This window comes from Campylobacter sp. RM19073 (genome assembly GCF_024723495.1).
Lineage (GTDB): Bacteria > Campylobacterota > Campylobacteria > Campylobacterales > Campylobacteraceae > Campylobacter > Campylobacter porcelli.
The window spans coordinates 108,062-134,226 of record NZ_JANQCT010000001.1; the positions used below are offsets into that span (position 1 = coordinate 108,062).

Consider the following 26,165-nt stretch of genomic DNA (forward strand, 5'->3'; position numbering starts at 1 on the left):
TTTAACAAATAATTTATTAAATTTAGTTGATTTATTAAACTTTAAACGCTTTTAGGGTAGGATTTTTACCAAATTTTTAGGATCAAAAATGGATAAAGGCAAGAGGTATCGTCCAAATGTAGCGGCGATTATTTTATCTCCATCTTATCCTTTAGAGTGTAAAGTATTCATCGCTCAACGATATGATATTAGTGGAGCTTGGCAGTTTCCACAAGGTGGGATAGATGAAGGCGAATCACCCAAAGAGGCTCTTTTTAGAGAGCTTGAAGAGGAGATAGGGACAAGTGAAGTAGAGATTTTATGTGAGCACCCTAAGTGGCTTGAGTATGATTTTCCTGAAAATATCGCTAAGAAAATGGCGCCATATGATGGACAAATTCAAAGATATTTTTTGGTTAGACTAAAGCCAAATGCAAAGATTGATCTAGCGACAAAACACCCTGAATTTGATGATTACTGCTTTATGCCTGTAAATGATGTATTAAGCAAGGTTAATCACTTCAAAAAGGGCGCGTATGCTAAAGTGCTTAAATATTTTAAAGATGAAGGATTCATATAATGCTAATAGTGCAAAAGTATGGCGGGACAAGCGTTGGAAATTTAGAAAGAATAGAAGAGGTTGCTAAAAGAGTAATTGCTACTAAAGATGCTGGTAATGATGTAGTAGTCGTGGTTTCTGCTATGAGTGGGGTAACAAATCAGCTAATAGAATATGCTGAGCACTTTAGCAAAATTCAGCAACAAAGTGCAGATATGGATATGCTCCTTAGCTCTGGCGAGAGAGTTACAAGCTCACTTTTATCAATTGCTTTAAATTCAAAAGGATATAAGGCTGTGGCATTTAGTGGAGATATGGCTGGGATTATAACAAATAGCGATTTTACCAAGGCTAGAATTATCGATATAGATGGCAAAAAGATGAAAGAAGCGCTAAAAGAAGGCAATATAGTCGTAGTAGCTGGATTTCAAGGCGTTAGTAAAGATGGAGATGTAACAACGCTAGGTCGTGGCGGAAGCGATCTAAGTGCTGTGGCTGTAGCAGGAGCTCTAAAGGCTGATTTGTGTGAGATTTACACAGATGTAGATGGGGTATATACTACAGATCCAAGGATAGAGCCTAAGGCTAGAAAGCTTGAGAAAATTAGCTATGATGAGATGCTAGAGCTAGCTAGTATGGGGGCAAAGGTACTACAAAATAGAAGTGTAGAGTTAGCCAAAAAATTAAAGGTAAATTTAGTCACTAGAAGTAGCTTTAACAATAATGAAGGAACACTAATCACAGGAGAGGCAAACATGGAAATATCAGGAATGGAGCAAGCATTAATAAGCGGTATAGCGCTAGATAAAAATCAAGCAAGAGTAACGATGAGGGGTGTTGTAGATAAGCCAGGAGTTGCAGCTAGTATATTTAAAAAATTAGCTGATAAAAATATAAATGTAGATATGATTATTCAAAATACAAGCCACGAAGATGGCACTACAAGCCTTGGCTTTACAGTGCCTCAAAATGAGATGGAGGCGGCTAGAAATGTAGTTGATGATGGTAGTGCAAAATCCATTGAGATAGATAGCGAAGTAGTCAAAGTAAGCGTAGTTGGTGTGGGTATGAAGAGTCATAGCGGTGTAGCATCTATGGCATTTTCTGTATTGGCAAATGAGGGGATTAATATCCAGATGATCTCTACTAGCGAGATTAAAATTTCGATGATTGTAGCAGAAAAATATGGCGAATTAGCCGTTAGAGCGCTTCATAAAGCTTATGAGTTAGAGAAGTAATGGATCTTATCAAATGGAGCTTGGATGCTATAAGGAGTTCAAGCAAGGAGCTTAGCTGGATGGAGGAGAGGCGTCTAGAGTGGGCGCCGCTACTTGCCTCAAGGCTTAGATACCTTATCGATGGTGCGCCATTTATAATTATATGCGATGAGGATAGGGAGTGGTTTGAGAGCTATTTTTTACGCAGTATTAACCGCAAAGGCTCGCATAGACCTATATTGCCATTTATTTCGCTTAAGTCCTTATATCCAAGATTAAATGATATAAATTCCAAAGAAGAGATAAGTTTGCTTGATGATATGCTTAGTATCTCTTTTCCAAATGGATTTGTATATTTTTATATCGGTAAAAGTAGCTCAAAGCTATGTGCAATAGCCAAAAATCGCACTAGTAGCTATATGTGGCTATTTGATGAACAAGCTGAAAATAGCTTCTATCTTAGCTCTACAGATGAGAATTTGGATTTTAAGCTTTTATCTATGTTTAGATTGTTTGATAGAACTATAGATGCGGTGCTATTTGGTCGGGTTGAGCTTTGAGTTTAAGTAGTAAAATTATTATTAGCGATGATTTTGAGAGTATTAAGGCTGAGTACTCGCAGCTATTAAAGCCTGAGTATTTAAAGATTTTTGAGTATGAGAATTTGCTTATGGAAGGCGCTAGGGAGATAATATCTCAAGCATATATCGCAGAAAATCAGCCAAAAGTCTTGCTAATTATGGCTAATAAATATGGCATAGATCCGCAAAATGCTCTACTTAAAATTTTAGAAGAGCCACCAAGAAATATAATTTTTGTTTTGGTTGCACCAGCTAAGAATATATTTTTACCTACGGTTTGCTCTCGTTTAGGTATTGAAAATAGGGTGAAACTAGCAAAAAGTGAGCCAACTGGTATAAATTTCTCAAACTTAAATTTAGCTTATATTAACGATTATGTAGCTACTCAAGTGGCACTAGAAAAAAGCGATAAATTAAGCAAAACTCAACTTCTAAATTTACTCAAATCCATAATCATAGACGCAGTTAAAAATGGGGTTAAATTTAGCCATGAGGACTATATATATTTTAATAAACTTTATAGAATTACAGATCTAAATGCTAAGGCTCAAACCACGCTTTTACCACTACTTCTACTGATAATGCAAAGGATAAAATGAGAGCTTATAAGTTAAATATCGATAGTGATTTTGACCAAATTTGCAATTTTATAGCTCCGCATAAAAGTGGGGCGAAAATTATGAGAAAAAAGGCAAATTTAAATTTTATTTTAATTAAAGATATAAAGGCTGTGGCGGTTAATATCTTAAAGCAAGATGCCCTTAGTATCGGTGCTGAGCTAGTGAGTTCGCATGGTGCAATTTTTGGTGGGGAGAAGCTAGAAAATGCACTTTTAATAATAAATGATAAACAAGCTCAAATCCTAGCTAAAAAGGAGTTATCTCAAGATTTTGGTCTTAAAAAATTGGGCTATTTTTTATCAAATTCATTCCAAAAGCCAAAAAAATGCGAGATAATGGCGGTTTTAAATTTCAATAACGATAGCTTTAATCCAGCAAGTAGAGTTGGCGCTGATGAGGCGGTTTTGCGTATGGAGAGTTTGATTGATTTGGGTGTGGATTATATAGATATTGGTATGGTTAGCTCACGGCCAGGAAGCGAATATATCGGTGCTAAGGCGGAATTTGAAAGGGTAAAGCCAGTTGTAGATCTAATCTATACTAATAAGCTTTATGAGAAAGTTGAGTTTAGCCTTGATAGTTTTGATCCATTTTGTTTGGAGTATGCTTTGAATCATGGATTTGGTTTTGTAAATGATATAAGTGCGGATACAAATTTGGCTTTTTTAGCCGGTAAATATGGAGCAAAATATTGTCTAATGCATAAAAATGGCGATACAAAAACTATGCAAATTAATGTAAAAAATAGCGATATTTTAGAGATTATAAGTGAGTTTTTTGCTCAAAAATTAGAAAAAATCAAAGAGTCTAAGGCTAAGCAAATTTATCTTGATGTGGGTATAGGATTTGGCAAAACCGCCCGTGATAATATGGCTTTGATTAAGCATTTAGAGCACTTTTTATCCTTTGGTTATCCGCTTTTAGTAGGAGCTAGTAGAAAATCTATGATAGATTACTATAATCCAAGTAGTGTAGATGAGCGTTTAGCTGGGAGCTTGTATCTACATCAAAAAGCTATAGAAAATGGCGCTAGCATCATTAGGACGCACGATCCTAAGGAGCATATTCAGATGCTAAATTTACATAATGCGTATAAGGATTTAGAAATAGTATGAATCAAAAAGAGTATTTAGAAGCGGTTGATACGCTAAATATATGGGCAAAGGCTTATTATACCGATGATATACCAATAGCAAGCGATGATGAGTATGATGCTTTATATCATAAGGTTGTTAAATTTGAGAAAGAAAATCCAAGCTTAAAGGTGCTGTTTTCGCCTACTAATCGCATAGGTGGCGAGATTTTAGATCAGTTTGAGAAGTTAGCTCATAAGGCTAGAATGTGGTCTATGGAGGATATTTTTAGCGATGATGAGCTTTTAGCGTGGATTGAGCGTGGAGATAAGGGGTTGCAAAGATTTTTTGTAGAGCCTAAATTTGATGGTGCGAGTTTGAATTTAACATATGAAAATGGAATTTTAAAAAGTGCTGCCACAAGGGGAGATGGAGAGATTGGCGAGGATGTTACTAATAATGCTAAGGTGATTAGCTCTATTCCTTTAAAGATTCCTTATGATGGATTTATCGAGATTAGGGGCGAAGTGGTTATCGCTAAAAAGGATTTTGAAGAGATTAATGCTAAGAGAATTCAAGATGGGCTTAATTTACTAGCCAATCCTAGAAACGCAGCTGCTGGTAGCTTAAGACAGCTTGATCCAAGTATAACTAAATCTAGAAGGCTTAAATTCTATCCGTGGGGAGTGGGGGCAAATGAGCTTAAATTTGCCACACATAGCCAAATGATGGAGTTTGTAAGATCTCTTGGATTTTTAAGAGATGATTTTATTAGGGTTTGTAATAGCGTAGATGAGGTTAAAAATGCCTACTCTAAACTCTTATTGCTAAGAGATGAGAAGCCTATAATGATGGATGGTATGGTAGTTCGCATTGATAGCCTTGCTAAGTGCGATGAGCTAGGATTTACGGTTAAATTTCCTAAATTTATGGTAGCTTATAAATTCCCAGCTACACAAAAGAGCGCTAAATTACTAGATATAGCTTTACAAGTAGGTAGAACTGGCGTGGTTACTCCTGTTGGTATTCTTGATGGGGTGGAGATTGATGGGGCTTTTGTAAGAAATGTAACCTTACATAACTTCGATGAGATAGAGCGTCTAGGGCTTATGAAGGGTGATATGATCTGCGTAATTAGAAGTGGAGATGTGATACCTAAGATTACAGATGTGTATAAAAGTAGAAGAGATGGCACCCAATCTAATATAGAGCGTCCGACTAACTGCCCTAAGTGTGGTAGTGAGCTTTTAGATGAAGGGGTATTTATAAAGTGTCAAAATTTGAGTTGTAAGGCTAGGGTGGTAAGCTCGATTATATATTTTGCTTCTAAAAAGTGTATGAATATCGATGGTCTTGGCGATGCTATTATAGAGCTTTTATATGAAAATGGCAAAATATCAAGTATAATTGATATTTATAGATTAGATAGGGGTAGCTTTAATGGTTTAGAGGGCTTTAAGGATAAAAAGATAGATAATATCCTAAATGCCATAAATATAAGCAAAACCCCACCACTTCATAGATTTATCACATCTTTAGGGATTGAGCATATTGGCGAAGTAGCAGCAAAAAAGATAGCCTCAACCTATCCAAATAATTGGCTAAATTTAAATCAAGATGAGCTTTTAAGCCTTGATGGATTTGGCGAGGCGATGGCACTTAGCTATTTGGAGTTTATGCGTGTTAATTATGATAAAATTATTGAGCTTATGGAGTTTGTAAAGCCTAAAATTGAAGATATTAAATTTACTCAAAATATATTTAGTGGTAAAACTATAGTTATAACTGGCACCCTTTCTCGTCCTAGAGATGAGATAAAAAAAGAGCTAGAGAGCTTTGGGGCTAAGGTTAGTAGCTCTGTATCATCTAAGAGTGATTATCTACTAAGCGGGGAATCAAGCGGAAGTAAATATGATAAAGCCATATCTTTAGGGGTTAAAATCATAGATGAAAAAGAGTATGAAAGATTGATAAATGAGGGCTGATTTGGCTGTGGCAAATAGCTTAAATATCAGTAGAAATCAAGCAGCACAACTCATATATGATGGCTCTGTGCTTGTAAATTCAAAACCTATAAATAAGCCTAGTCAAGAGATTAGTGTAGATGATGTTATAGAGGCTCAAACTCAAATTTATGTTAGTAGAGCAGCGTTGAAATTGGCTGGATTTTTAGATGAAATTAAGCTAGATTTAAGCGGTAAAATCGCTTTGGATATTGGCTCTAGTACTGGTGGATTTGTCCAAATTTTGCTAGAAAAAGGGATAGGGCAGATCACAGCTCTTGATGTAGGCACTATGCAATTAAGTCCAAATTTAAGAGATGATAGCAGGGTAATAGTCCAAGAAAATACCGATATTAGGGAGTTTGTAAGCGTGGATAAATTTGATATTATTACTGCTGATGTGAGCTTTATCTCATTATTACATATCATTACGCATATTGATAGGTTGGCACTTAGTGATATAATACTATTATTTAAGCCGCAATTTGAGGTTGGCAAGAGTGCTAAACGAACTAAAAATGGTGTTGTAAAAGATGAAAAGGCTATAAATAAAGCTATGGTTAAATTCCAAAGTGAGTGTTTAGCTTTGGGCTGGAAATTAATCAAAAAAAGCGAGTCAAAAATCAAAGGCAAGGAAGGGAATATTGAGCTATTCTACTATTTTAAAAAGTAGCATAAAAGCCATAGCCATCGGTAATTTCGATGGAATTCACAAAGGCCATAAGGAGCTAATCAAGCAGCTTGGAAAAGATGGCGCTTTAGTGGTAGTGCGAAGCGATAAGGCTTGTTTAACTCCTAAGGATAGACACCAAGAGTATAGCGGTGTGCCATGTTTTTACTATGATTTAAAGGATATTTCTGAGCTTAGAGGCGATGAGTTTATAGATATGCTTAAGAGGGATTTTGTAAATTTAAGCAAGATTGTTGTCGGATATGATTTTAAATTTGGCAAGGATAGAGCCTGGGATAAACATGATTTAAAGCATCTATTTAGCGGTGAAGTGGTTGTGGTAGATGAGTTTTGCTTTGATGGTCTTGGGGTGCATAGCTCAGCTATAAAAAGATTTTTGCGTGATGGTGATATATATAGGGCTAATAGGCTTTTAGGGCGTGAGTATAGCGTAATTGGCAAGGTGATAACAGGCCAAGGAATTGGTAAAAAATATCTATATCCAACCCTGAATTTGGATATAACCCCATATCTAGTGCCTAAAGATGGAGTATATGCTACAAGGACAAAGATAGATGATAATACCTATAGCTCTATCACATTTATTGGCTATAGGCTTAGCACTGATGGGGAGTTTGCTATTGAGAATCATATTTTAGATAAAAGCATTGATAATAGACCAAGTAGTGTGCGAGTTTGCTTTGTTGAGTGGATTAGGGATAATGCTAAATTTGATAATCTAGATGATTTAAAAAAGCAAATTTCAAAAGATATAGTAATAGCACAAAATGTGGCAAAAAGCTGTGATTTAAGCATTGAAGAGGTTAGTTTGCACTCTAGAAATTTAGAAGGGGTTTATGATGAGAGATGAGGTCTTTAAAACCGCTATAAATAAGCAATTTGAATTTGATGAGAGTGTGGCAAGTGTATTTGATGATATGGTGTTTAGATCTGTGCCATTTTATAAGCAAACCCAGGAGCTTATAATCTCATTTTTATCTAAAAGATTAGAGCAAGGCTCTAGGGTTATTGACCTTGGATGTTCTACTGCTACTACTTTATTGGAGCTTTATAGGGTTAGGGGGGATTTGGAGCTTTTGGGCGTTGATAATAGTCCTGCTATGCTAGAGCGTGCTAAGAATAGGGCTAGTGGCTATGGAGCGAAAATTGAGCTGATTAATGCTGATATTTTGGAGTATGATTATAATAGGGCAGATGCGGTAATGCTTAATTATACTTTGCAGTTTATTAGGCCTATTAAAAGAGATGAATTTGTAAAGAAAATTTTTGCTAGTTTAGATAGAGATGGGATATTTATATTTAGTGAAAAGCTAGTATATGATGATAAGAAGTTGGCTCTAGATATGATAAATATCTATGAAGAGTATAAAGAGTCGCAAGGATATTCTAAATTTGAAATAGTACAAAAGCGTCAAGCCTTAGAGAATATCTTGATACCATATAGCGAAAATGAGAATAGAGAATTATGCATAAATAGCGGTTTTAAAAGTGTAGAAACCATATTTAAATGGGCTAATTTCGCTACCTTTGTAGCATTTAAGTGATAATATTGATTTATTAGTATTTAAATAAATTTAATGTAGAATAATCATTATTTTAAGGGGCTTTTTTGAGATTTTTGGCTTTAATATTTCTGTTTTTTGCTTCTGGATTTGGCGCTGATACGGTAACCGTGCCTACTATAAATCTTAGCCTAAGCGCACCAGATACCCCACAGCAGTTAGTTACTAGTTTAAATGTTTTAGTAGTTTTAACTCTTTTAGCTCTTGCTCCATCTTTGATATTTGTAGTTACTAGCTTTTTAAGATTAGTTATAGTGTTTTCATTTTTGCGTCAAGCTATGGGTACTCAGCAGATGCCACCTACAAATGTGCTTATATCTCTAGCTTTGATACTTACATTTTTCATTATGGAGCCAGTGGCTAAGCAGAGTTATGAGCAGGGTATAAAGCCATATTTGGATGAGCAAATTGGTTATCAAGAGGCTTTTGATAAAGGTGCAAAGCCATTTAAAGAATTTATGATACGAAATACTAGAGAAAAGGATTTGGCACTATTTTATCGTATTCGTCAGCTACCAAATCCGGCAACTATAGATGATGTGCCACTGACTATAGCGGCTCCAGCTTTTATAATTAGTGAGCTTAAAACTGCATTTGAGATAGGCTTTTTGCTATATTTGCCATTTTTGGTAATTGATATGGTTGTAAGCTCGGTTTTGATGGCTATGGGTATGATGATGTTGCCACCTGTTATGATATCGCTGCCATTTAAATTGCTTATTTTTGTCCTTGTTGATGGTTGGAATTTATTAGTTGGTAATTTAGTCCAAAGCTTTAAGTAGCTATAAAATATAAAATTGGCATTGTGATAAATATAGTTATCATACCTATGGCTACGCTTGATATGGCTAGATTTGAGTCTAAATTTGCCTTTAATATCATAGCACTTGCTAATACCATTGGCGGAGTAGCGACTTCTATTAACCCTATTACCCACTCTTTGCTAAGCTCTATACCAAAGATTTTTACGATTAATAAAAATATAATCGGCGCTAATATCATCTTGGCTAAAATCACTACCGAGCAAGCCTTATAAGAGCTTTTAATGCTATTAAACCCAAGCCTTAACCCAACGGCAAATAGAGCCACTGGCACCATACTACTAGATAGCATTTTTAAAGGCTCAAATATAATCTCAGGTAGGGTAAAATTTTTAAGTATTACAGCTAGAGCTAGTGCAATAAATGGGGGAAATTTGATAATTTTAAGACTATTTTGGATTATTGAGCTTTTCTTTGAAGTTCCAAATCCTAGTATCAATGGCCCAAAGATACTAATAGGCAAAGCTGTAACTACTTGATCATATAAAATAACTATACTCAAAGCACCCTCGCCATACAATCCTTGAACTATAGGAATACCTATAAATAGGGTATTGCCAAACATACTAAGGAGTGCTATACTAGCTAAAGTAGCATTTGAAAATTTAAGCATATAGCCTATTGCTACAGCTACAAAAGCAGCTACTACTGATGAGATAAGCCCCACAAGCACCATACTAATTAAATTTAAATCTACAACTAAATGATATACTTTATCAAAAATCAATGATGGCAAGGCAAACCATAAAACAAAATCCAAAAATACTATAGCTTTATTTGGCGAGATGATTCTTAATCTCTTTGCTACATATCCGCTAAATAGCAGTATAAACATTGAAAATAGGGGATATATTATCATTTTTTGCGTCTTTTTTGTATGTATAGATATATGAGCGTGATGATGGCTACAGCAATTAATAGATATATGGTGATTTGGAGTAAATACTCTTTAATTAGCTCTTTTTGGTCTCCAATATAATACCCAATAGCAATTAAAATCGCTACCCAAATTCCAGCTCCAAGCGTGGTATAAATGCTAAAAGTAAAGATATTCATCTTAGCTAGTCCTGCTGGCAAGCTGATATATTGTCTAATGCCAGGAATTAAACGGCAGTTAAATGTGGAAATTTCACCATATTTATTAAAAAATCTCTCGAATTTAGCCATTTTCTCATCTGTAATTCCTATATATTTGCCATATTTTAATATAAATGCTCTACCAAAAAAGTAGCACAAATAGTAGTTAAATATCGCTCCAGCAAGGCTACCTAATGCTCCAGATGCAAATACCATATATAAATTCATCTGATTAGTATATACCAAATATCCAGCTGGTATCATCACTACTTCACTAGGAAAAGGAAAAAAGCTACTCTCTAAAGCCATTAGTAAAAATATGCCCACATAGCCCCAATCAGCTACTAAATTCACTAAGTAATTAACGATAGTTTCTAGCATATTTGACCTATTTGCTTAGATTTTGCTCTAGCAAATTTTGCATCTTAACTCTAGTATTTTCAAGCCAATTTTTATCGCTAGTATCTACAATATCCATATAGATAATTTTCAAGGTGCCAGAATTTACGCTAATACTCTTGCTATCTATAATCTTTCTTGATCCGATGATTAGCACAGGTTGAACGACTAAATTTAGCTTATTGGCAATCATATTTGCACCGCTTTTGAATTTTAAAATCTTATCTCCATTTCCACGAGTGCCCTCAGGAAATATCGCTATTACTCTACCTTCGCTAATTCTATCTTTGGCTAATTTTATTATCTTTGGTAGTGATCTTGGGTCTTTGCGATCTATTGGTATCATCTTTGGCACACGAATTACATTACCAAAAAATGGTATATCCTCAATCTCTTTTTTGGCTATCCAACAGATATTAGCTGGATGTATATCTTCTAATGCCATTATATCTAGCATACTTTGGTGATTAGCTATAATCATATTTGCCCTTGGGTCTGGAGAGCCTACTATATCTATTTTATACCCAATTAGAAATTTTTGCATTCTTGACCATTTGCGTCTTACCCATAGATTAGATGATGGAGCTACAAAAAATATTAAAACTACGATAACCACACTTAGTAGTATCTCAATAGCATATAGCCAGCTTTTTATCTTATTTAATGCTTTCATTATCTACCCAGCCTATTGTTTGATTTTGTAAAATTATCTTTGTGTAATTCTCATTTTTGGTGATAATTTTAACGTTTTGCTCTTTTGCTGCTATGGCAAATATAGTTGAATTTGACATTGGGAGAATTCTTACCTTAGCATTTGCTTTGAGCTTAGCGTCGCTAAAAGGCTTATTATCATGAATAGAGTAGGCGATGAATGCTATCGCAATTAGCAACCAATAGTAGCTCCTTTGCCAGATAAAAATAAGCAAAGATATAATAATAGCAATATATATGCTAATCTCTTTATATAGTTGAAATTCTCCATCTTTTGGGTTTAGTGGAACCTGCGTGCTTAGGTCGCTATCTTGGACATTTATAGTAAGATTTATATCATCAAAGCTATTTTTATCAAGGTTATAGTAACTAAAGTTTATATTGGTTAGATTATTATCGCTTATTATTAGGTAAATTCCACTTTGATTTTTATAATCACCCTTAAGAGTGTCAAAGCCCTGTTTTTCGAAATTTCCAGGGATATTAAAGAGTGTTAAATTCCCATTTTTGCTGCTTAATTCAATGGTGGTTAGATTAGAATACTCATTAAATTTAGAGCTTTTAAACATTTTTATCTCTAAATTTTCACCTACGAAATTGGCAAAATTCCCCTTTGGTTTAATGGCTTTTATCAAAGGAAGATTTGGTTTGATTGTTCTATTTTGAAAGAACATACCATTTCTTTTAAGAGTTAGAGTAATAGCCTCAATATCAGCATTTGGACTACTAGCTATTAAATGTATGGAGGTTTCATATACTCCAGCGGCTTTTTTACTCCATAGTGGCTTTTGGTTTAGCCAAGTTATATCATTAGATTGCAAGGTAAGATTCATATCAAAATCTAGAATTTTATCAGTATTTGCAACTAAATTTAGGGTAAAAGGCTGATAGATATAGACTGATTTTTCTACACTTTGACTAGATAGGCTTAGCTCTACTGGATCGATATTTTGGTATATTAGAGATGGATCAATATCCATTATCTCATCAGTATCTGCTATGCCTTGTATCTGCTCATTCGTAATTAATCGCTCATTACTAAAAGATATATTAACAAGCAAAATAAGTGCAAAAATAGCTCTTAACAAAGAAATCCTTTAAGCATTTTAGCGCCATCTGTGCTGCCTAATATGCTCTCTACAGCTCTTTCTGGGTGAGGCATAAGGCCAAATATATTTTTATTTTTATTACAAATTCCAGCAATATTATCCACTGAGCCATTTAGATTTATCTCATTTCCATCTTTATCGCAATATTTTAGTAATACACAATCATCATCATATAGTGATTTTATAGTATCATCATCAGCGTAGTAGTTGCCCTCTCCGTGAGCTAGTGGGATATTGATTATATCGGAGTTATTGAAATTTGATAGAAATTTATTATTATTTGATACTACTTTTAGATGGTTAAATTTGCTAATAAAACTCATATTTTCATTTCGTCTCATAGCCCCAGGAAGTAAGCCAAGCTCTAAAAGCATTTGAAATCCATTACAAATCCCAAGTAGCAATCCACCGCTATTGGCGTGCTCTATAACTGTTTGCATAGCTGGGCTAAATTTAGCAATTGCTGCTGTTCTTAGGTAATCTCCATAGCTAAATCCACCAGGCAATACTATCAAATCAGCCTTAAAATCCCTATCTTTATGCCAGATTATCTCTGAATTAAATCCTAGCAAATCAAAAGCGTATTTAGTATCCCTTTCGCAGTTTGTCCCAGGGAAATTTATGATAGCTACTCTCATTTTTAGCCTTTTACTATCTCATAATCTTCTATAACCGTATTTGCTAGTAGCTCCTCGCACATATTTTTTATCTCTTCATCTGTGGTATTCTCATTTAAATTTAAGATAATTTGTTTGCCTATTCGGACATCATTTACGCTATTAAAACCAAGACTTTGTAGAGCATGTTTTGTAGCCTTACCAGCTGGGTCTAAGACCCCATTTTTTAAATATACATTTATAGTTACTTTCATAATCTACCCTTTTAAATTTATTATGATAATATCCTACGCAAAACCTCTTCATAGGCTACTTTTACACTACCTAGATCTTGGCGAAATCTATCTTTATCCATCTTTTCACCTGTATCTGCGTCCCAAAATCTACAGCTATCAGGGCTAATCTCATCAGCTAATAAAATATTTCCATCTTTATCAACACCAAATTCAACCTTAAAATCAACAAGTTTTAGCCCTTTTGAAGCAAAAAATGGCACTAATATTGAGTTGATTTGTCTTCCAAGATGACGCAGAGTTACTAAATCTTGTTCGCTCTTTACAATATCTAATAAAATAGCGTGTTCATCATTGATTAGCGGATCGCCTAAAGCATCATCTTTATAGTAAAACTCAACCAAAGTAAAAGGTAAAACGGTAGCTTCTTTAATACCCAATCTCTTGCTTAAACTTCCTGTAGCGATATTTCTAACCACTACTTCTAAAGGGATAATTGAGCATTTTTTGACTAGTTGCTCAGTTTGGCTAATGCTTTTTATTAAGGCAGTTTCTATGCCATTTTCTTTTAAAAGTTTAAATATAGCGGCGGAAATTTTATTATTCAAAGCACCTTTTCCCTCTTCGTTGCCTCTTTTTTCAGCGTTAAATGCTGTTAAATCATCTTTAAATTCAGCGATTAATAGCTCATCACTACCTTTGACCGACCACATTTTTTTACCTTTACCTTCGTAAAGCAACTCTAATTTTTCCATACATTTCTCCTTATTTGATATTTAATACTTTTATAGAGTCAATAGCTGTTTTTAGCTGAATATCATCATAAATTTGCTTTTGGGTTATTGTATTTTTATCATCTTTATCTTTTTTCTTATTTTTTGGTTCGATTTTGTTTAACTCACTCTCTAAATGTTGCTTTAAATCAGCCTCTTTTATATTAAATCCACTCTCTTCGTTTGGCACTTTGCCAGGATATACTACAATATCTGGTGTTACTCCTACTGCTTGGATAGTTCTACCGCTTGGGAGATAGTATCTTGCTACAGTTAATCTTAAAGCCTCTTTTTGATCAACTGGCATAATTACTTGAACGCTCCCTTTACCAAAGCTATTTTCTCCGATTACCACGGCTCTTTTTAAATCTTGTAAGGCTCCGCTTACTATCTCACTAGCACTAGCACTTCCGCCATTTATAAGCACTGCTAATGGTGCGTTTGTAATGAAGTTGCCTTTTTGTGCTGAGTGGATCTCATCTTCATTTTTATCTCTACCTTTTTGAGATACTATAACGCCACTTTCAACAAATAAATTTGTAAGCCCAACAGCTTGGTTTAATAATCCGCCTGGATTATTTCTTAAATCTAGGATTATGCCTTTGGCTTTTGGATATTTTTTGATAAATTCTCTAGCCTTTTTGGTTACATGTTGATCGAAATTTGTAACTCTTAAATATAGGATATTCTCATCTTCAATCATCTTAGCTTGGACTGATTCTACGGTGATTATATCCCTTACTATTTTTAGATCAAATGGCTTTTTCTCCCCTTGTCTTACTATGGTTATCTCTACTGGGGTATTTGGCTTGCCTCTCATCTTATTTACAGCCTCATCAATAGTAGTGTTTATAGTTGATTCGCCGTTTATCCTTAATATCACATCACCTGATTTAACCCCAGCTTTATAAGCTGGAGTATCATCGATTGGGGCTATAACGGTTAAAGCTCCATCTTTTATCCCAACAGTTATGCCAAGACCGCCAAATTCGCCCTTAGTTTGGATTAACATATCTTTAAAGGCTTTTTCATCTAAATATCCAGAGTGAGCATCTAGATTTGTTAAGAGTCCGGATATGGTTTTATCAACTATTTGAGTAAAATTTATATCATCTACATAGTGCTTTTCTACTATGGCTATAGTTTTTGTCAGCTTCGCAAGAGCTTCTACTCTGCTATCTTGTGTTGTTTGAGCATTTAGGGCAATGGCACTAGCGGCTATAACGCTTATAAAACCAGTTAATTGTAAAATTCTACTACTTTTCAACATATAACTCCAAAAAAATAAAATCAGCTATTTTACCTAAAATTATATTAATTTGTTATAACATTAAAAAAATTAGTTAAATTTGATTAAAAATATTAGAAAATTTACCAAACCTTGACAAATACAGACTAAAGTTATATAATACTACTCATATAAAGTTTAAGGAGAAAATATGGCAAATATATTCAATGAACTAACATCAATGAGCCAAGATTTAATAGATAGTGCTATATCTTTAGCCATTGGAAATAAAAATCCGCAAGTTGTCCCTTTGCATATGCTTTGGGCTTTGAGTGCTGATAGTAACTCAGTATTAAATCAAATTCTAAATAAAGCAAATGTAAGCAAAGATGCCTTGGTGCTAGATATAAAAAGCAACGCTGATAAATTACCACAAAGCTCAAATGTCTCAAAAAATAATATTCAAATTTCAAATGAATTAGTAGATAGCTTAGAGCGTGCTAAGTCCGTAATGATCGGCTTAGGGGATAAATTTATAGCAGTTGATAGCTGGATAATTGGAAATTTAGATAGTGAGCCTATAAAGGGGATTTTATCAAAATATCTAGATTTGCTTGAGATTAAAAAAGAGTTAGAGCTAATGCGTGGAGGTAAGAGTATTGATACCCAAACTGCTGATGAAAATCTAGACTCTTTAAATAAATTTGGGATTGATCTAACTAAAAAGGCCGCTAGCGGTGAGCTTGATCCAGTCATCGGCAGAGATGAAGAGATCACTAGAATGATGCAAATTCTAATTAGAAAGACTAAGAATAACCCGATATTATTAGGTGAGCCTGGAGTTGGTAAAACCGCTATTGTAGAGGGCTTGGCTCAACTAATTGTCAAAAAGGCAGTCCCTACAACCTTAGCAAATAAAAGAGTAATAGCTCTTGATATGAGTGCGTTGATCGCTGGAGCCAAATATAGAGGTGAGTTTGAAGATAGATTAAAAGCGATAATTGATGAAGTCAAAAAAGCTGGAAATATAATCTTATTTATAGATGAAATTCACACAATAGTAGGCGCTGGAGCTAGCGAAGGCTCTATGGATGCTGCTAATATATTAAAGCCAGCTTTAGCTCGTGGAGAGCTTCACACAGTTGGGGCTACAACTCTAAAAGAGTATAGAAAATATTTTGAAAAAGACGCCGCTTTACAAAGGAGATTTCAACCTGTCAATGTAGCAGAACCAAGTGTAAATGAAGCTTTACAAATCCTTCGTGGGATAAAAGATAGATTAGAAGTCCATCACAATGTAACCATCACAGATAGTGCTTTAGTAGCAGCAGCAAAGCTAAGTCATAGATATATTAGTGGTAGATTTTTGCCTGATAAGGCAATTGACCTTATAGATGAAGCGGCCGCAGAGTTAAAAATGCAAATTGAGAGTGAGCCTTTTGAGCTAGCTAAGACTAAAAGAGAGATTGAGACTTTAATAGTCGAAAAAGAGGCTTTAAAAATGGAGGGTGAAGATAAAAATAGCGATAGATTAAATGAGATAGAAAAAGAGATAGCAAATTTAAATGAGAAAAAATCAAATTTAGAGGCTAAATTTAAAAATGAAAAAGCGGTATTTAATGGTATAAGTGAGGCTAAAAAACAGATAGAAACTCTAAAAAATGAAGCTGAGCAAGCGAAGAGAAATAACGCTTATGAAAAGGCAGCAGAGATAGAATATGGCAAAATTCCAGAAGCAAACACTAAGATAAAAGAGCTAGAAGCTAAATGGGAAGAGATGAAAAAGGGTGGAGTGCTACTCAAAAATGAAGTAGATGAAGATATGGTAGCTGGAATTTTAAGCAAATGGACAGGAATCCCAGCTGGCAAAATGCTCACAAACGAAAAAGAGAGATATCTAAATATAGAAAAACATCTCAAAGATAGCGTAATAGGTCAAGATGAAGCCTTACACGCACTATCTAGGGCTATTAAGAGAAATAAAGCTGGCCTAAGTAGCCAAAATCGCCCGATCGGTAGCTTTTTATTCCTTGGGCCTACGGGCGTTGGTAAGACTGAGAGTGCGAAGGCGTTGGCGAAATTTCTTTTTGATGATGAAAAAGCGATGATAAGATTTGATATGAGTGAATATATGGAGAAGCACACCGTTAGCAGACTTCTTGGTGCGCCTCCTGGTTATGTGGGGTTTGAAGAGGGCGGACAGCTTACTGAAGCAGTTAGGCGTAAGCCATATAGCGTGATTTTGTTTGATGAAGTAGAGAAGGCTCATAAAGATGTGTTTAATATCTTACTTGGAATTTTAGATGATGGCAGGGCGACTGATAGTAAGGGTGTTACTGTAGATTTTAAAAATACAATCATTATTTTAACTAGCAATATTGGCTCATCAGCGATTATGGATCTAAGCGGTAAAGAGAGAGATGAAGCGGTTAAACTAGCTTTAAAAGAGTATTTTAAGCCTGAATTTTTAAATAGATTAGATGATTGTATTATATTTAATCCGCTTGGTGAAGGGGAGTTGGGTCAGATTGTAAAAATAATGTTTAAAGAGCTAGAGAGCAAGCTTTTGGCTCGTGGGATAAAATCAGAGCTTAGCGATAAAGCTATAAATTTAATTTCACAAGCCGGATTTGACCCTGTATATGGTGCTAGACCACTTCGCAGAGCTTTGTATGAGCTAGTAGAAGATAGGGTGGCTGATATGATTTTAAAAGATGAAATCATAAGCGGCGATAGCATAGTTATAGATGCTAATGATAGTCAAATTGTGATAACAAAGGGTTGATTTATCCACGAATAAATTTATCTTGCTAGATGGTTTGTGCTAATCATCTAGCAGACCTTAAATAAAAAATATTTTAGCTATATAAAATTGTCCCAAGTCTTACCATATTTGAGCCACACTCTATAGCTAGATTAAAATCCCCACTCATTCCCATTGAGCATATTATCGCTCCTTGTGGTTTTAGCTTTTCAAATATCTCTTTAGTGATTTCAAAACTCTGTTTAATCTCTTTTTCATCATCGCTATTAGCACCTATACTCATCACGCCGATTAAATTTAAATTCCTACATCTATCTTTAATCTCTTTATAAATTTCTATAGCATTTTTAGGATCAACGCCTTGTTTGGTTTCTTCTTTGGCAGAGTTTATCTGAAGTAGGGTATCAAGCTTATAATTTAGCCTTTTATCCACCTCAAGTGCTATCTCTAAGCTATCGCAACTTTGCCATAAAGCTGGGTGAAGTGATATGAGTTGATTTATTTTATTACTTTGTAAGCGACCTATAAAGTGCCATTTAATATCCAAATTTGATAGAATTTCGCTTTTTCTTTTTAGCTCTTGGACTCTATTTTCGCCAAATTCTCTAACGCCTTGATTATATAGTGTTATTACCTCATTTTGGGTAACATTTTTGCTTACAGCAATTAATCTTGCCTTGCCATTAATCTGCTTTAAAATAGTATCTAAACTCATCTACTCTCCTGCTAATCTAACTATATCATTGATTATGGTAAATGCCATTAAGGTAAAGAGCAACGCCATAGAAGCATAGCTAAGAGTTACAAAAACACGCTCATTTACCGCTTTTTTAAATATCATCTCATAAAGATTAAACACTATATGGCCGCCATCAAGCACTGGAAGTGGAAGTAAATTTAATATACCCAAATTCACTGATATTAAAGCAACGATTATTAAAAGCACAGATATGCTGATTTGACTAGCCTTAGTAGTGATATCAGCCATAGCGACAATCCCGCCCATCTGATTTACTGGGACTACTCCTGTTATTAACTTTTCTAGCCCTTTATATATTAGCGTTGATGCTTTAATTGTCTCATCATATGCAAATTTAATGCTATTAAAGCCAGAATTATATATAGTTGTAGTTTCTCCACTTGGAGTAATGCCAATTAGTGGGGTGTTTATGGTCTCGCCAAATATATTTTTACTTTGGCCAATTTGTGGAGTTAGCGTTATATTGATATTATTATCTCCACGCTTGATAAGTATATTTGTAGGCTCTGTTGATATATGTTTTTTTATCTCATCCCACTCCTTGATTTTAACCCCATTCATAGCTAGAATTCTATCATTTGTCTCTATATTAGCACTTAGTGCGGCTGAATTTGGCAATATAGTGCCAACAACTGGTGCTAATCTCTCAACCCCGATAAATCCAAGTGCTATATATAAGATAAAAGCTAATAATATATTAAAAAATGGCCCAGCAAATAAGATTATAATTCTTTTTAATGGGCTTAGTGTGTTATAGCTATCACTATCGTAATTTTTATCCTTTGGATTTATATCATCTTGCCCTTTTAATTGGACATATCCTCCAAGCGGAATGGCGCTTAGGCAGTATGTGGTATCGCCAAATTTTTTGCTATAAATTTTCTCCCCAAATCCTATGCTAAATGTCTTGACAAAAACTCTAAAATATTTAGCAGCCAAGAAGTGCCCAAGCTCGTGAAAAAATATAAGAAATGATAGTGCTAAGATAGTTACTCCAAAGTGCAATCCCCAATACCAAAAACTAGCTATTAAAAGCATTGAAACAAATATTAAACTTCTCAAATTCCACCCTTATAAAAAATTGCGTTAGTATAACAAAAAATATATAATAACCCACAATTATAAAGGTAATTTTATTATAATTTGAGTAAAATAACGCGTTTAAATAAATTTTTAAGGTAGAAAAATGTATGTAGCCCCAAGTATTTTATCAGCTGATTTTGGTAAGTTAGCCCAAGAGGTAAAAGATGTCTGTGAGGCTGGGGCTGATTTAATACACATAGATGTTATGGATGGGCATTTTGTGCCGAATTTGACAATTGGTCCACTCGTTGTAGATGCGGTGGCTAAGGCATCTACAAAGCCACTTGATATTCATTTGATGGTTGAGAATGTGCCGTTTTTTGTGGATCTATTTTTGCCATTAAAGCCTAAATTTATCAGCTTTCATATAGAAGAAGAGAAGCACCCATTAAGGCTAATTGATCATATCCGTCAGCACGGTGTAAGCCCAGCTATAGTACTAAATCCACACACGCAAATAAGCTCTTTGGAGTATATAATAAATGAGATTGATATGGTGCTTTTAATGAGTGTAAATCCTGGATTTGGCGGACAGAAATTTATCTCTTCAGTTTTATCTAAAGTTGTGCAATTAAGAGAGTTGATAGAGGCAAAAAATGCTAAATGTATGATAGAAGTTGATGGTGGAGTAAATGGTCTAAATATCTCAGATTTAGATAATGCTGGCGTGGATATTGCGGTGGCTGGAAGCTTTATTTTTGGTAGTAATGACTATGCTGGGGCGATTAGGGCGTTAAAAATTTAGTAATAAAGAGTAAATTTGAAAGATAAATTAGATAATTTTATAAATTTATTAGCGAAAACTAATCTAAATTATTATGATTTTTTGCAAAAAGCAGGTGAGATAAAAGAGCTTACTGATATTATAGAGCCAAGGAATTTAGCTGATTGGCGACTTTTAGGTCTTGAGCTAGAGCGTTTAGATAATGGTAAAATAGCTATGCCAACTAGATTTAGAGATCTTAATGAGCAGGTTTTTTGTATCGTTGATATAGAGACAAGTGGCGGGATAAATAGCGGTCAAATCATCGAGATTGGTGCGGTTAAAATACAAGGTGGTAAGGAGATTGGTAGGTTTGAAACCCTAGTTTGGGCTAGCGAAATTCCGCAAAATATTAGCGAACTAACTGGAATTTATCAATTTGATTTAATAAACGCACCAAGATTAGCAAATGCACTTGAGAGCTTTAGGCTATTTTTAGCTGATTCTGTATTTGTAGCTCATAATGTTAAATTTGATTATGATTTTATAAGCATTAGCCTTACAAGGCTTGGATTTGGAATGCTACTAAATCGTAAAATTTGCACCATTGACCTAGCTAGAAGAACGATAGAATCAAATAGATATGGATTAGGAACGCTTAAGGAAATCTTAGGTATAGATAATGCTCATCATAGAGCTTTAAATGATGCGATTGCTGCGTGTGAGATATTTAAAGAGTGTATAAAGAGATTACCATGGCATATACAAAGCGTAGAAGATCTCATACTATTTAGCAAAACAGCAAAGGTTTTGCGAATTCCAAATATAGTAGAACAAGTAAATTTATCTAAGCAAGTTTAAGATGAGACTATTTATATTTTTAACTTTTACTATTATCTTTAGTGGATGTAGCATAAAATCCATAGATACTCAAAGCACCCAAAATATACAAGATATTAATATAAGAAATCAAGAGGCATATCAAAATCATATGAAAGAGTATGAATACACCCTAAATTTAAGCAAATATATAGGCAAAAAATCCGCAGATTGCTCCGCTTTAATCACTACTATAAGCGTAAAAAATGATGATATATACTCTCTAAGCGATTTAAGCTTGTATTATAGTAGAGATGGTCGCCGCTCACAAGCTATTTATAATCTTTATAAGAGTAAAAACCAGATTAATCACCACCTAGCTAGTCCTGGCGATTTAATATTTTTTAATAATACTACAAAATCAACAAGAGGCAAAAAGAGTCACAATATCACTCATATCGGAGTGGTAAAAAAGATAAAAGATGATGGAACAATAGTATTTTTACACAATCTTAAAGGAAAAAATGTTTTAAGTGTGATGAATTTAGAGTATAAGGATTTTCATAAAGTAGATGGCAATAAAGTAAATGCCTACATAATAGCAAATTGTAAAAGCTCAAGCTGTTTGGTCTCAAATAGATTTTCTGGCTTTGGTAAGATTAGCAAAGATATAGCGGTGAAATAATTTGATTAATACAGGGAAATTACGATTTACAGCAGCGATAATAGCGTTAAATTGCGTGGTATATTTTTTAGAGTATTTTGTCTATAATCCTTATGAATTTGGGATAATTTTTGGGCTTAATGAGCTATTTTTTGCTGGGGCTTATTGGCAGATTATTACTTCTATGTTTATCCATGGCTCTTTTATGCATATTTTGATGAATATGATAGTGCTTTATCAGTTTGGAATGCTACTAGAGAGCTATTTGGGGTGGATTAAATTTGGTATTTTATATATATTTGGCGGGATTATAACTGGATTTTTAAGCCTTTTTTATCTATTTATACAAAATGTAAATTTAGTCGGTGCTAGTGGGGCTATATCGGTGCTACTTGGATTTTTAGCTTGTATTGATAAATTTAATCGCAAAGGGCTTATAATCGTTATATTGTTAGTTAGTTTTGCACCGCTTTTAACGGGGATTAGTGTGGCTTGGTATGCACATTTAATAGGATTTGGCGTGGGGTATTTGGCTGGATTTTTAAGGGTATTTAGATGAGATTTTTTGATGAAATTTGGGAGTGTATGAACTGCTCTAATTTGGAGCAAAAATTTGATAAATTCAATCAAATTTATAGGAATTTTCAAAGCGATGATATTAATTTCAACAGCGATATTTTGCCACTAAAAGAGCCTAGCTATGCTAAATTTTGTAATGTCAAATCCATGAAAGATATAAAGCAAAACCGCACAAATGAAGCGTTTTTACACTCTATAGCTCATATTGAGTATAGTGCGATTGATATTGCCTTAGATTCGTGCTATAGATTTAGAAATTTGCCTATGGAGTATTATAATGATTGGCTAGAAGTAGCAAACGATGAGATAAGGCACTTTAATATGATAGTGCAAAAAATGGATATTTTAGGTGTAAAATATGGCGATTATGCCGTCCATGATGGGCTATTTATCGCTTTATTAAAAACCCAAGATTCACTCATAAATCGTATGGCGATTTTGCCTAGATATATGGAGGCAAATGGCCTTGATGCTAATCTATTTATGATGCAAAAGCTAAATTTAAATGGCGATAAAGATGGGATTTTGGATATATTAAGAGTGATTCATCAAGAGGAGATTAGCCATGTTAGCAAGGGTGATAAGTGGTTTAAATTTGCTTGCGTGGCTAATGGGGTTGATCCAAATTCGTGGATTGATATAGTGCGAGAGTGCTATCCAAGGGCATTTGAAGCCAAAAGAGCATTAGATATAGAGCATAGATTATTAGCAGGATTTAGCAAAGATGAGCTTGATAGAATTCAAAAATTTCAGGAGAGAGTATGAAAATTATATATTTTATCCGCCACGCAAAGGCTAAAAAAATCGCCGCTACTGACTTTGATAGGCCACTTAACTCTAAGGGCAAAAAGGCTGCAAAATTAATGGCTGGAAGATTAAAAAGCAAAAAGATACTACCAGAGCTTATAATCTCATCGCCAGCTAAACGAACAGCCAAAACGGCTAAAATCATAGCAAAAAATATAAATTTCAATGGCAAAATAAAATTTGAAAAATCCCTATACGAAGCTAATACGCAAGATTATTTAAAACTCATATGGCAGATTGATAATTCTTTAAATAGCGTATTTATCATAGGACACAATGATACTCTAACTCAAATTTGCGAAATTTTAAGCGATAGTCATATTGGCAATATTCCTACTGGTGGGGTTTTTGGGATTGAGTTTGATGTGAAGGAATTTAAGGAGATAGGGGCTAGAGTTGGGCGAGTTTTGCTCTTTGACTACCCAAAAAAGATAGAATAAACTTAAATTTAGATTAATTATAAAAATTATTTATAGTTTAATGGTTTAATTTAGTTAAAACTTGATAAAATAAACAAAATTTTAAATAAAGGACATAAATGGCAGATATAATCTACACTTACACAGACGAGGCGCCAGCTTTGGCTACATTTTCACTTTTACCGGTTATTAAGGAGTTTTTAAGTCGTGGCGGTATTACCATAGATACTATGGATATATCTTTAGCTGGTAGGATTTTGGCAAATTTCCCTGAAAATTTAAAAGATGATCAAAAAGTTCCAAACTATCTAGAAATTCTAGGTGAAATGACTAAAGAGAAAACGGCAAATATTATAAAGCTTCCAAATATTTCAGCATCGCTCCCGCAGCTAAATGCGGCTATTGCTGAGCTTCAATCAAAGGGCTTTAATGTGCCAAACTATCCAGAAAACCCATCAAATGAAAAAGAAGCTGATATAAAAGCAAGATATGCTAAAGTTCTAGGAAGTGCGGTAAATCCAGTTTTAAGAGAGGGTAACTCAGATAGAAGATGCGCTGGTGCGGTAAAAGCTTACGCCAAAGAGTTTCCACATAAAAATGGCGCTTGGGATAGCAGCATTAAGACAAGAGTGGCGTATATGGATAGTGGCGATTTTTATGGTAATGAAAAATCAGTAATAGTTAAAGATTCAACCGAATTTAAGATCGAATTTACAGACAAAAATGGCAATACAAAAGTGCTAAAAGATGGTATAAAAGCAGCTGCTGGAGATGTGATTAGTGCTACATTTATGAGTGCGGCAAAATTAGATAAATTCATTGCTAAAACCATAGAAGAAGCTAAAAAAGAGTCTTTATTATACTCAGTTCATCTAAAAGCTACAATGATGAAAGTAAGCGATCCAGTTATGTTTGGTCACTTTGTAAAGGTATTTTTCGCTGAAATTTTTGATGAATTTGGTAGTGAGTTAAATACAGCTGGAGTAGTGGCAAATAATGGTTTAAAAGATCTATTTGCTAAGATAGAAAATCTACCTATAAAAGATAAAATCATAGCAAAATATAATGAAATTTTAGATAAAAATCCTGATCTAGCAATGGTAGATAGCGATAAAGGAATTACAAATTTACATGTTCCAAGTGATGTTATTATCGATGCATCTATGCCTGCAATGATAAGAAATAGCGGTAAAATGTGGAATAAAGATGGCAAAACAGCTGATACCCTAGCAGTTATTCCAGATCGCACATATGCGACTATTTATGAGGCTACAATTGATGATTTAAAGGCAAATGGAGCATTAAATCCAGCTACTATTGGTAGCGTTTCAAATGTAGGCTTGATGGCTAAAAAAGCAGAAGAGTATGGTAGCCACGATAAGACATTTATCGCTAGTGAAGCTGGTAAATTCATAGTTAGTAGTGGCAGTGGCGATAAAATGGAATTTGAAGTTGAAGCTGGCGATATTTTTAGAGCTATGCAAGCAAAAAGCGAAGCTATAAAAGATTGGATTAAACTTGCGATTAATAGGGCAAAAGCGACACACTCAGCTACAATTTTCTGGTTAGATAGCGCTAGAGCTCATGATGCTAGTATGATCAAAATAGTAAATTCAGAGCTTAAAAACTACGATTTAAGCGGTCTAGATATTAGCATTGCAGCTCCAACTGAAGCGATTAAAAAGTCAATTTCTATAATACGAACTGGCAAAGATGCTATTAGCGTAACTGGTAATGTATTAAGGGATTATTTAACTGATTTATTCCCAATTTTAGAGCTTGGAACAAGTGCAAAAATGCTATCAATAGTCCCACTTTTAAGTGGTGGCGGTCTATTTGAGACTGGTGCTGGTGGTAGTGCGCCTAAAATCGCTCAACAATTAATAGAAGAAAATCACCTTCGCTGGGATAGCTTGGGCGAATTTTTAGCCCTTGGTGCAAGTTTAGAGCATTTAGCTAATGTAAGTGGCAAAAAAGAAACAGCCATCTTAGCTAAAACGCTTGATAAAGCAATTGCGAGCTATTTAAAAAATGATAACTCTCCACGCAAAAATGTGGGAGAAAATGATAATAGAGGTAGCCATTTCTATTTAGCACTATATTGGGCTGATGAACTAGCTAAAAGTGAGTTATCTTCTAAATTTACGGCTATCGCACAAGCTTTAAATGAGAATAAATCTGCCATTACAAATGAGCTAAATGGCTCTCAAGGAAATAGGGTAGATGTCGGTGGATACTATATCTTTGATGATGCTAAGGTATCAGCCGTAATGCGTCCAAGTCAAATTTACAACCAAGCTATTAAGAAATAAGT

General features: G+C 34.4%; 28 protein-coding genes. 18 read left to right on the plus strand and 10 right to left on the minus strand.

Going from position 1 to position 26,165, the window contains the following annotated elements; all coding sequences use genetic code 11:
• The first annotated feature begins 88 nt into the window (after positions 1–88).
• The 10 genes from CSUIS19073_RS00560 to fliP all read left to right on the plus strand — a co-directional run bounded on the left by CSUIS19073_RS00560 (position 89) and on the right by fliP (position 9,067).
• On the plus strand, positions 89–559 hold the full coding sequence (locus CSUIS19073_RS00560; protein ID WP_086236625.1) for an RNA pyrophosphohydrolase: 471 nt from the start codon (positions 89–91) through the stop codon (positions 557–559).
• On the plus strand, positions 559–1,776 hold the full coding sequence (locus CSUIS19073_RS00565; protein ID WP_086242081.1) for an aspartate kinase: 1,218 nt from the start codon (positions 559–561) through the stop codon (positions 1,774–1,776). The genes CSUIS19073_RS00560 and CSUIS19073_RS00565 overlap by 1 nt, the downstream gene beginning before the upstream one ends.
• Positions 1,776–2,315 carry a HobA family DNA replication regulator gene (locus CSUIS19073_RS00570; RefSeq protein ID WP_086236627.1) on the plus strand — a complete coding sequence of 180 codons (540 nt, stop codon included), beginning with the start codon at positions 1,776–1,778 and terminating at the stop codon, positions 2,313–2,315. The genes CSUIS19073_RS00565 and CSUIS19073_RS00570 overlap by 1 nt, the downstream gene beginning before the upstream one ends.
• Complete coding sequence (locus tag CSUIS19073_RS00575; protein WP_086236628.1) at positions 2,312–2,935, plus strand: DNA polymerase III subunit delta'; 624 nt, start codon at positions 2,312–2,314, stop codon at positions 2,933–2,935. The genes CSUIS19073_RS00570 and CSUIS19073_RS00575 overlap by 4 nt, the downstream gene beginning before the upstream one ends.
• A complete protein-coding gene (folP, locus tag CSUIS19073_RS00580) occupies positions 2,932–4,071 on the plus strand; it encodes a dihydropteroate synthase (RefSeq protein WP_086236629.1) in 1,140 nt (379 codons plus the stop codon). Before CSUIS19073_RS00575 ends, folP begins: the two co-directional genes overlap by 4 nt.
• Positions 4,068–6,014 (plus strand): NAD-dependent DNA ligase LigA, encoded by a 1,947-nt coding sequence (ligA, locus tag CSUIS19073_RS00585; protein ID WP_086242082.1) that lies wholly within the window; start codon positions 4,068–4,070, stop codon positions 6,012–6,014. The genes folP and ligA overlap by 4 nt, the downstream gene beginning before the upstream one ends.
• Positions 6,004–6,705 (plus strand): 23S rRNA (cytidine-2'-O)-methyltransferase TlyA, encoded by a 702-nt coding sequence (tlyA, locus tag CSUIS19073_RS00590; RefSeq protein WP_086236631.1) that lies wholly within the window; start codon positions 6,004–6,006, stop codon positions 6,703–6,705. The genes ligA and tlyA overlap by 11 nt, the downstream gene beginning before the upstream one ends.
• Entirely contained in the window at positions 6,674–7,573 is a 900-nt protein-coding gene (locus CSUIS19073_RS00595; RefSeq protein ID WP_180379367.1) for a bifunctional riboflavin kinase/FAD synthetase, read from the plus strand. The genes tlyA and CSUIS19073_RS00595 overlap by 32 nt, the downstream gene beginning before the upstream one ends.
• The gene (gene cmoA, locus CSUIS19073_RS00600) at positions 7,563–8,267 is read left to right on the plus strand and encodes a carboxy-S-adenosyl-L-methionine synthase CmoA (RefSeq protein ID WP_086236633.1); all 705 of its coding nucleotides are present in this window, start codon (positions 7,563–7,565) and stop codon (positions 8,265–8,267) included. The genes CSUIS19073_RS00595 and cmoA overlap by 11 nt, the downstream gene beginning before the upstream one ends.
• Before the next feature lie 74 nt (positions 8,268–8,341).
• Positions 8,342–9,067, plus strand: coding sequence for a flagellar type III secretion system pore protein FliP (fliP, locus tag CSUIS19073_RS00605; RefSeq protein WP_180379368.1), 726 nt, complete (start codon positions 8,342–8,344; stop codon positions 9,065–9,067).
• Here the strand turns inward: fliP and CSUIS19073_RS00610 are convergent.
• The 8 genes from CSUIS19073_RS00610 to CSUIS19073_RS00645 are packed head-to-tail and all read right to left on the minus strand — an operon-like array spanning position 9,060 to position 15,292.
• Positions 9,060–9,965 (minus strand): AEC family transporter, encoded by a 906-nt coding sequence (locus CSUIS19073_RS00610; protein ID WP_086242083.1) that lies wholly within the window; start codon positions 9,963–9,965, stop codon positions 9,060–9,062. The two genes, fliP and CSUIS19073_RS00610, sit on opposite strands and share 8 nt — an antisense overlap.
• A complete protein-coding gene (locus tag CSUIS19073_RS00615) occupies positions 9,962–10,564 on the minus strand; it encodes a DedA family protein (protein WP_086236636.1) in 603 nt (200 codons plus the stop codon). Before CSUIS19073_RS00615 ends, CSUIS19073_RS00610 begins: the two co-directional genes overlap by 4 nt.
• Before the next feature lie 7 nt (positions 10,565–10,571).
• A complete protein-coding gene (locus CSUIS19073_RS00620; protein ID WP_086242084.1) occupies positions 10,572–11,255 on the minus strand; it encodes a lysophospholipid acyltransferase family protein in 684 nt (227 codons plus the stop codon).
• A complete protein-coding gene (locus tag CSUIS19073_RS00625) occupies positions 11,239–12,381 on the minus strand; it encodes a hypothetical protein (RefSeq protein ID WP_086236638.1) in 1,143 nt (380 codons plus the stop codon). The genes CSUIS19073_RS00620 and CSUIS19073_RS00625 overlap by 17 nt, the downstream gene beginning before the upstream one ends.
• Positions 12,375–13,040, minus strand: coding sequence for a phosphoribosylformylglycinamidine synthase I (purQ, locus tag CSUIS19073_RS00630; RefSeq protein WP_086236639.1), 666 nt, complete (start codon positions 13,038–13,040; stop codon positions 12,375–12,377). The genes CSUIS19073_RS00625 and purQ overlap by 7 nt, the downstream gene beginning before the upstream one ends.
• Positions 13,041–13,042: 2 nt before the next feature.
• On the minus strand, positions 13,043–13,273 hold the full coding sequence (gene purS / locus CSUIS19073_RS00635) for a phosphoribosylformylglycinamidine synthase subunit PurS (protein WP_086236640.1): 231 nt from the start codon (positions 13,271–13,273) through the stop codon (positions 13,043–13,045).
• A gap of 20 nt (positions 13,274–13,293) precedes the next feature.
• A complete protein-coding gene (gene purC / locus CSUIS19073_RS00640) occupies positions 13,294–14,007 on the minus strand; it encodes a phosphoribosylaminoimidazolesuccinocarboxamide synthase (RefSeq protein ID WP_086242085.1) in 714 nt (237 codons plus the stop codon).
• Positions 14,008–14,017: 10 nt separating this feature from the next.
• Positions 14,018–15,292: a S41 family peptidase gene (locus CSUIS19073_RS00645; protein ID WP_439099125.1), complete on the minus strand. Its 1,275-nt coding sequence runs from the start codon at positions 15,290–15,292 to the stop codon at positions 14,018–14,020.
• A gap of 172 nt (positions 15,293–15,464) precedes the next feature.
• Between CSUIS19073_RS00645 and CSUIS19073_RS00650 the strand changes: the two genes are divergently transcribed.
• Positions 15,465–18,038 (plus strand): ATP-dependent Clp protease ATP-binding subunit, encoded by a 2,574-nt coding sequence (locus tag CSUIS19073_RS00650; RefSeq protein WP_086242087.1) that lies wholly within the window; start codon positions 15,465–15,467, stop codon positions 18,036–18,038.
• A 73-nt stretch (positions 18,039–18,111) separates the two neighbouring features.
• Here the strand turns inward: CSUIS19073_RS00650 and CSUIS19073_RS00655 are convergent, their stop codons facing one another.
• The gene (locus CSUIS19073_RS00655) at positions 18,112–18,732 is read right to left on the minus strand and encodes a YggS family pyridoxal phosphate-dependent enzyme (RefSeq protein WP_086242088.1); all 621 of its coding nucleotides are present in this window, start codon (positions 18,730–18,732) and stop codon (positions 18,112–18,114) included.
• The gene (gene rseP, locus CSUIS19073_RS00660; protein ID WP_086236645.1) at positions 18,733–19,839 is read right to left on the minus strand and encodes an RIP metalloprotease RseP; all 1,107 of its coding nucleotides are present in this window, start codon (positions 19,837–19,839) and stop codon (positions 18,733–18,735) included. It lies immediately after the preceding gene.
• 124 nt (positions 19,840–19,963) lie between these two features.
• Between rseP and rpe the strand changes: the two genes are divergently transcribed.
• From rpe to CSUIS19073_RS00695, 7 genes are all read left to right on the plus strand, one after another.
• Positions 19,964–20,605 (plus strand): ribulose-phosphate 3-epimerase, encoded by a 642-nt coding sequence (gene rpe / locus CSUIS19073_RS00665; protein WP_086236646.1) that lies wholly within the window; start codon positions 19,964–19,966, stop codon positions 20,603–20,605.
• Positions 20,606–20,620: 15 nt separating this feature from the next.
• A complete protein-coding gene (locus CSUIS19073_RS00670; protein WP_086236647.1) occupies positions 20,621–21,424 on the plus strand; it encodes a 3'-5' exonuclease in 804 nt (267 codons plus the stop codon).
• Position 21,425: 1 nt separating this feature from the next.
• Positions 21,426–22,067 (plus strand): hypothetical protein, encoded by a 642-nt coding sequence (locus CSUIS19073_RS00675; protein WP_086236648.1) that lies wholly within the window; start codon positions 21,426–21,428, stop codon positions 22,065–22,067.
• A gap of 4 nt (positions 22,068–22,071) precedes the next feature.
• Positions 22,072–22,605 carry a rhomboid family intramembrane serine protease gene (locus CSUIS19073_RS00680; RefSeq protein WP_442863270.1) on the plus strand — a complete coding sequence of 178 codons (534 nt, stop codon included), beginning with the start codon at positions 22,072–22,074 and terminating at the stop codon, positions 22,603–22,605.
• On the plus strand, positions 22,602–23,390 hold the full coding sequence (locus CSUIS19073_RS00685; RefSeq protein WP_086236649.1) for a ferritin-like domain-containing protein: 789 nt from the start codon (positions 22,602–22,604) through the stop codon (positions 23,388–23,390). The genes CSUIS19073_RS00680 and CSUIS19073_RS00685 overlap by 4 nt, the downstream gene beginning before the upstream one ends.
• Positions 23,387–23,872 carry a SixA phosphatase family protein gene (locus tag CSUIS19073_RS00690; protein ID WP_086242089.1) on the plus strand — a complete coding sequence of 162 codons (486 nt, stop codon included), beginning with the start codon at positions 23,387–23,389 and terminating at the stop codon, positions 23,870–23,872. Before CSUIS19073_RS00685 ends, CSUIS19073_RS00690 begins: the two co-directional genes overlap by 4 nt.
• Before the next feature lie 98 nt (positions 23,873–23,970).
• Positions 23,971–26,163 (plus strand): NADP-dependent isocitrate dehydrogenase, encoded by a 2,193-nt coding sequence (locus CSUIS19073_RS00695; RefSeq protein WP_086242090.1) that lies wholly within the window; start codon positions 23,971–23,973, stop codon positions 26,161–26,163.
• The last annotated feature ends 2 nt before the right edge of the window (positions 26,164–26,165 follow it).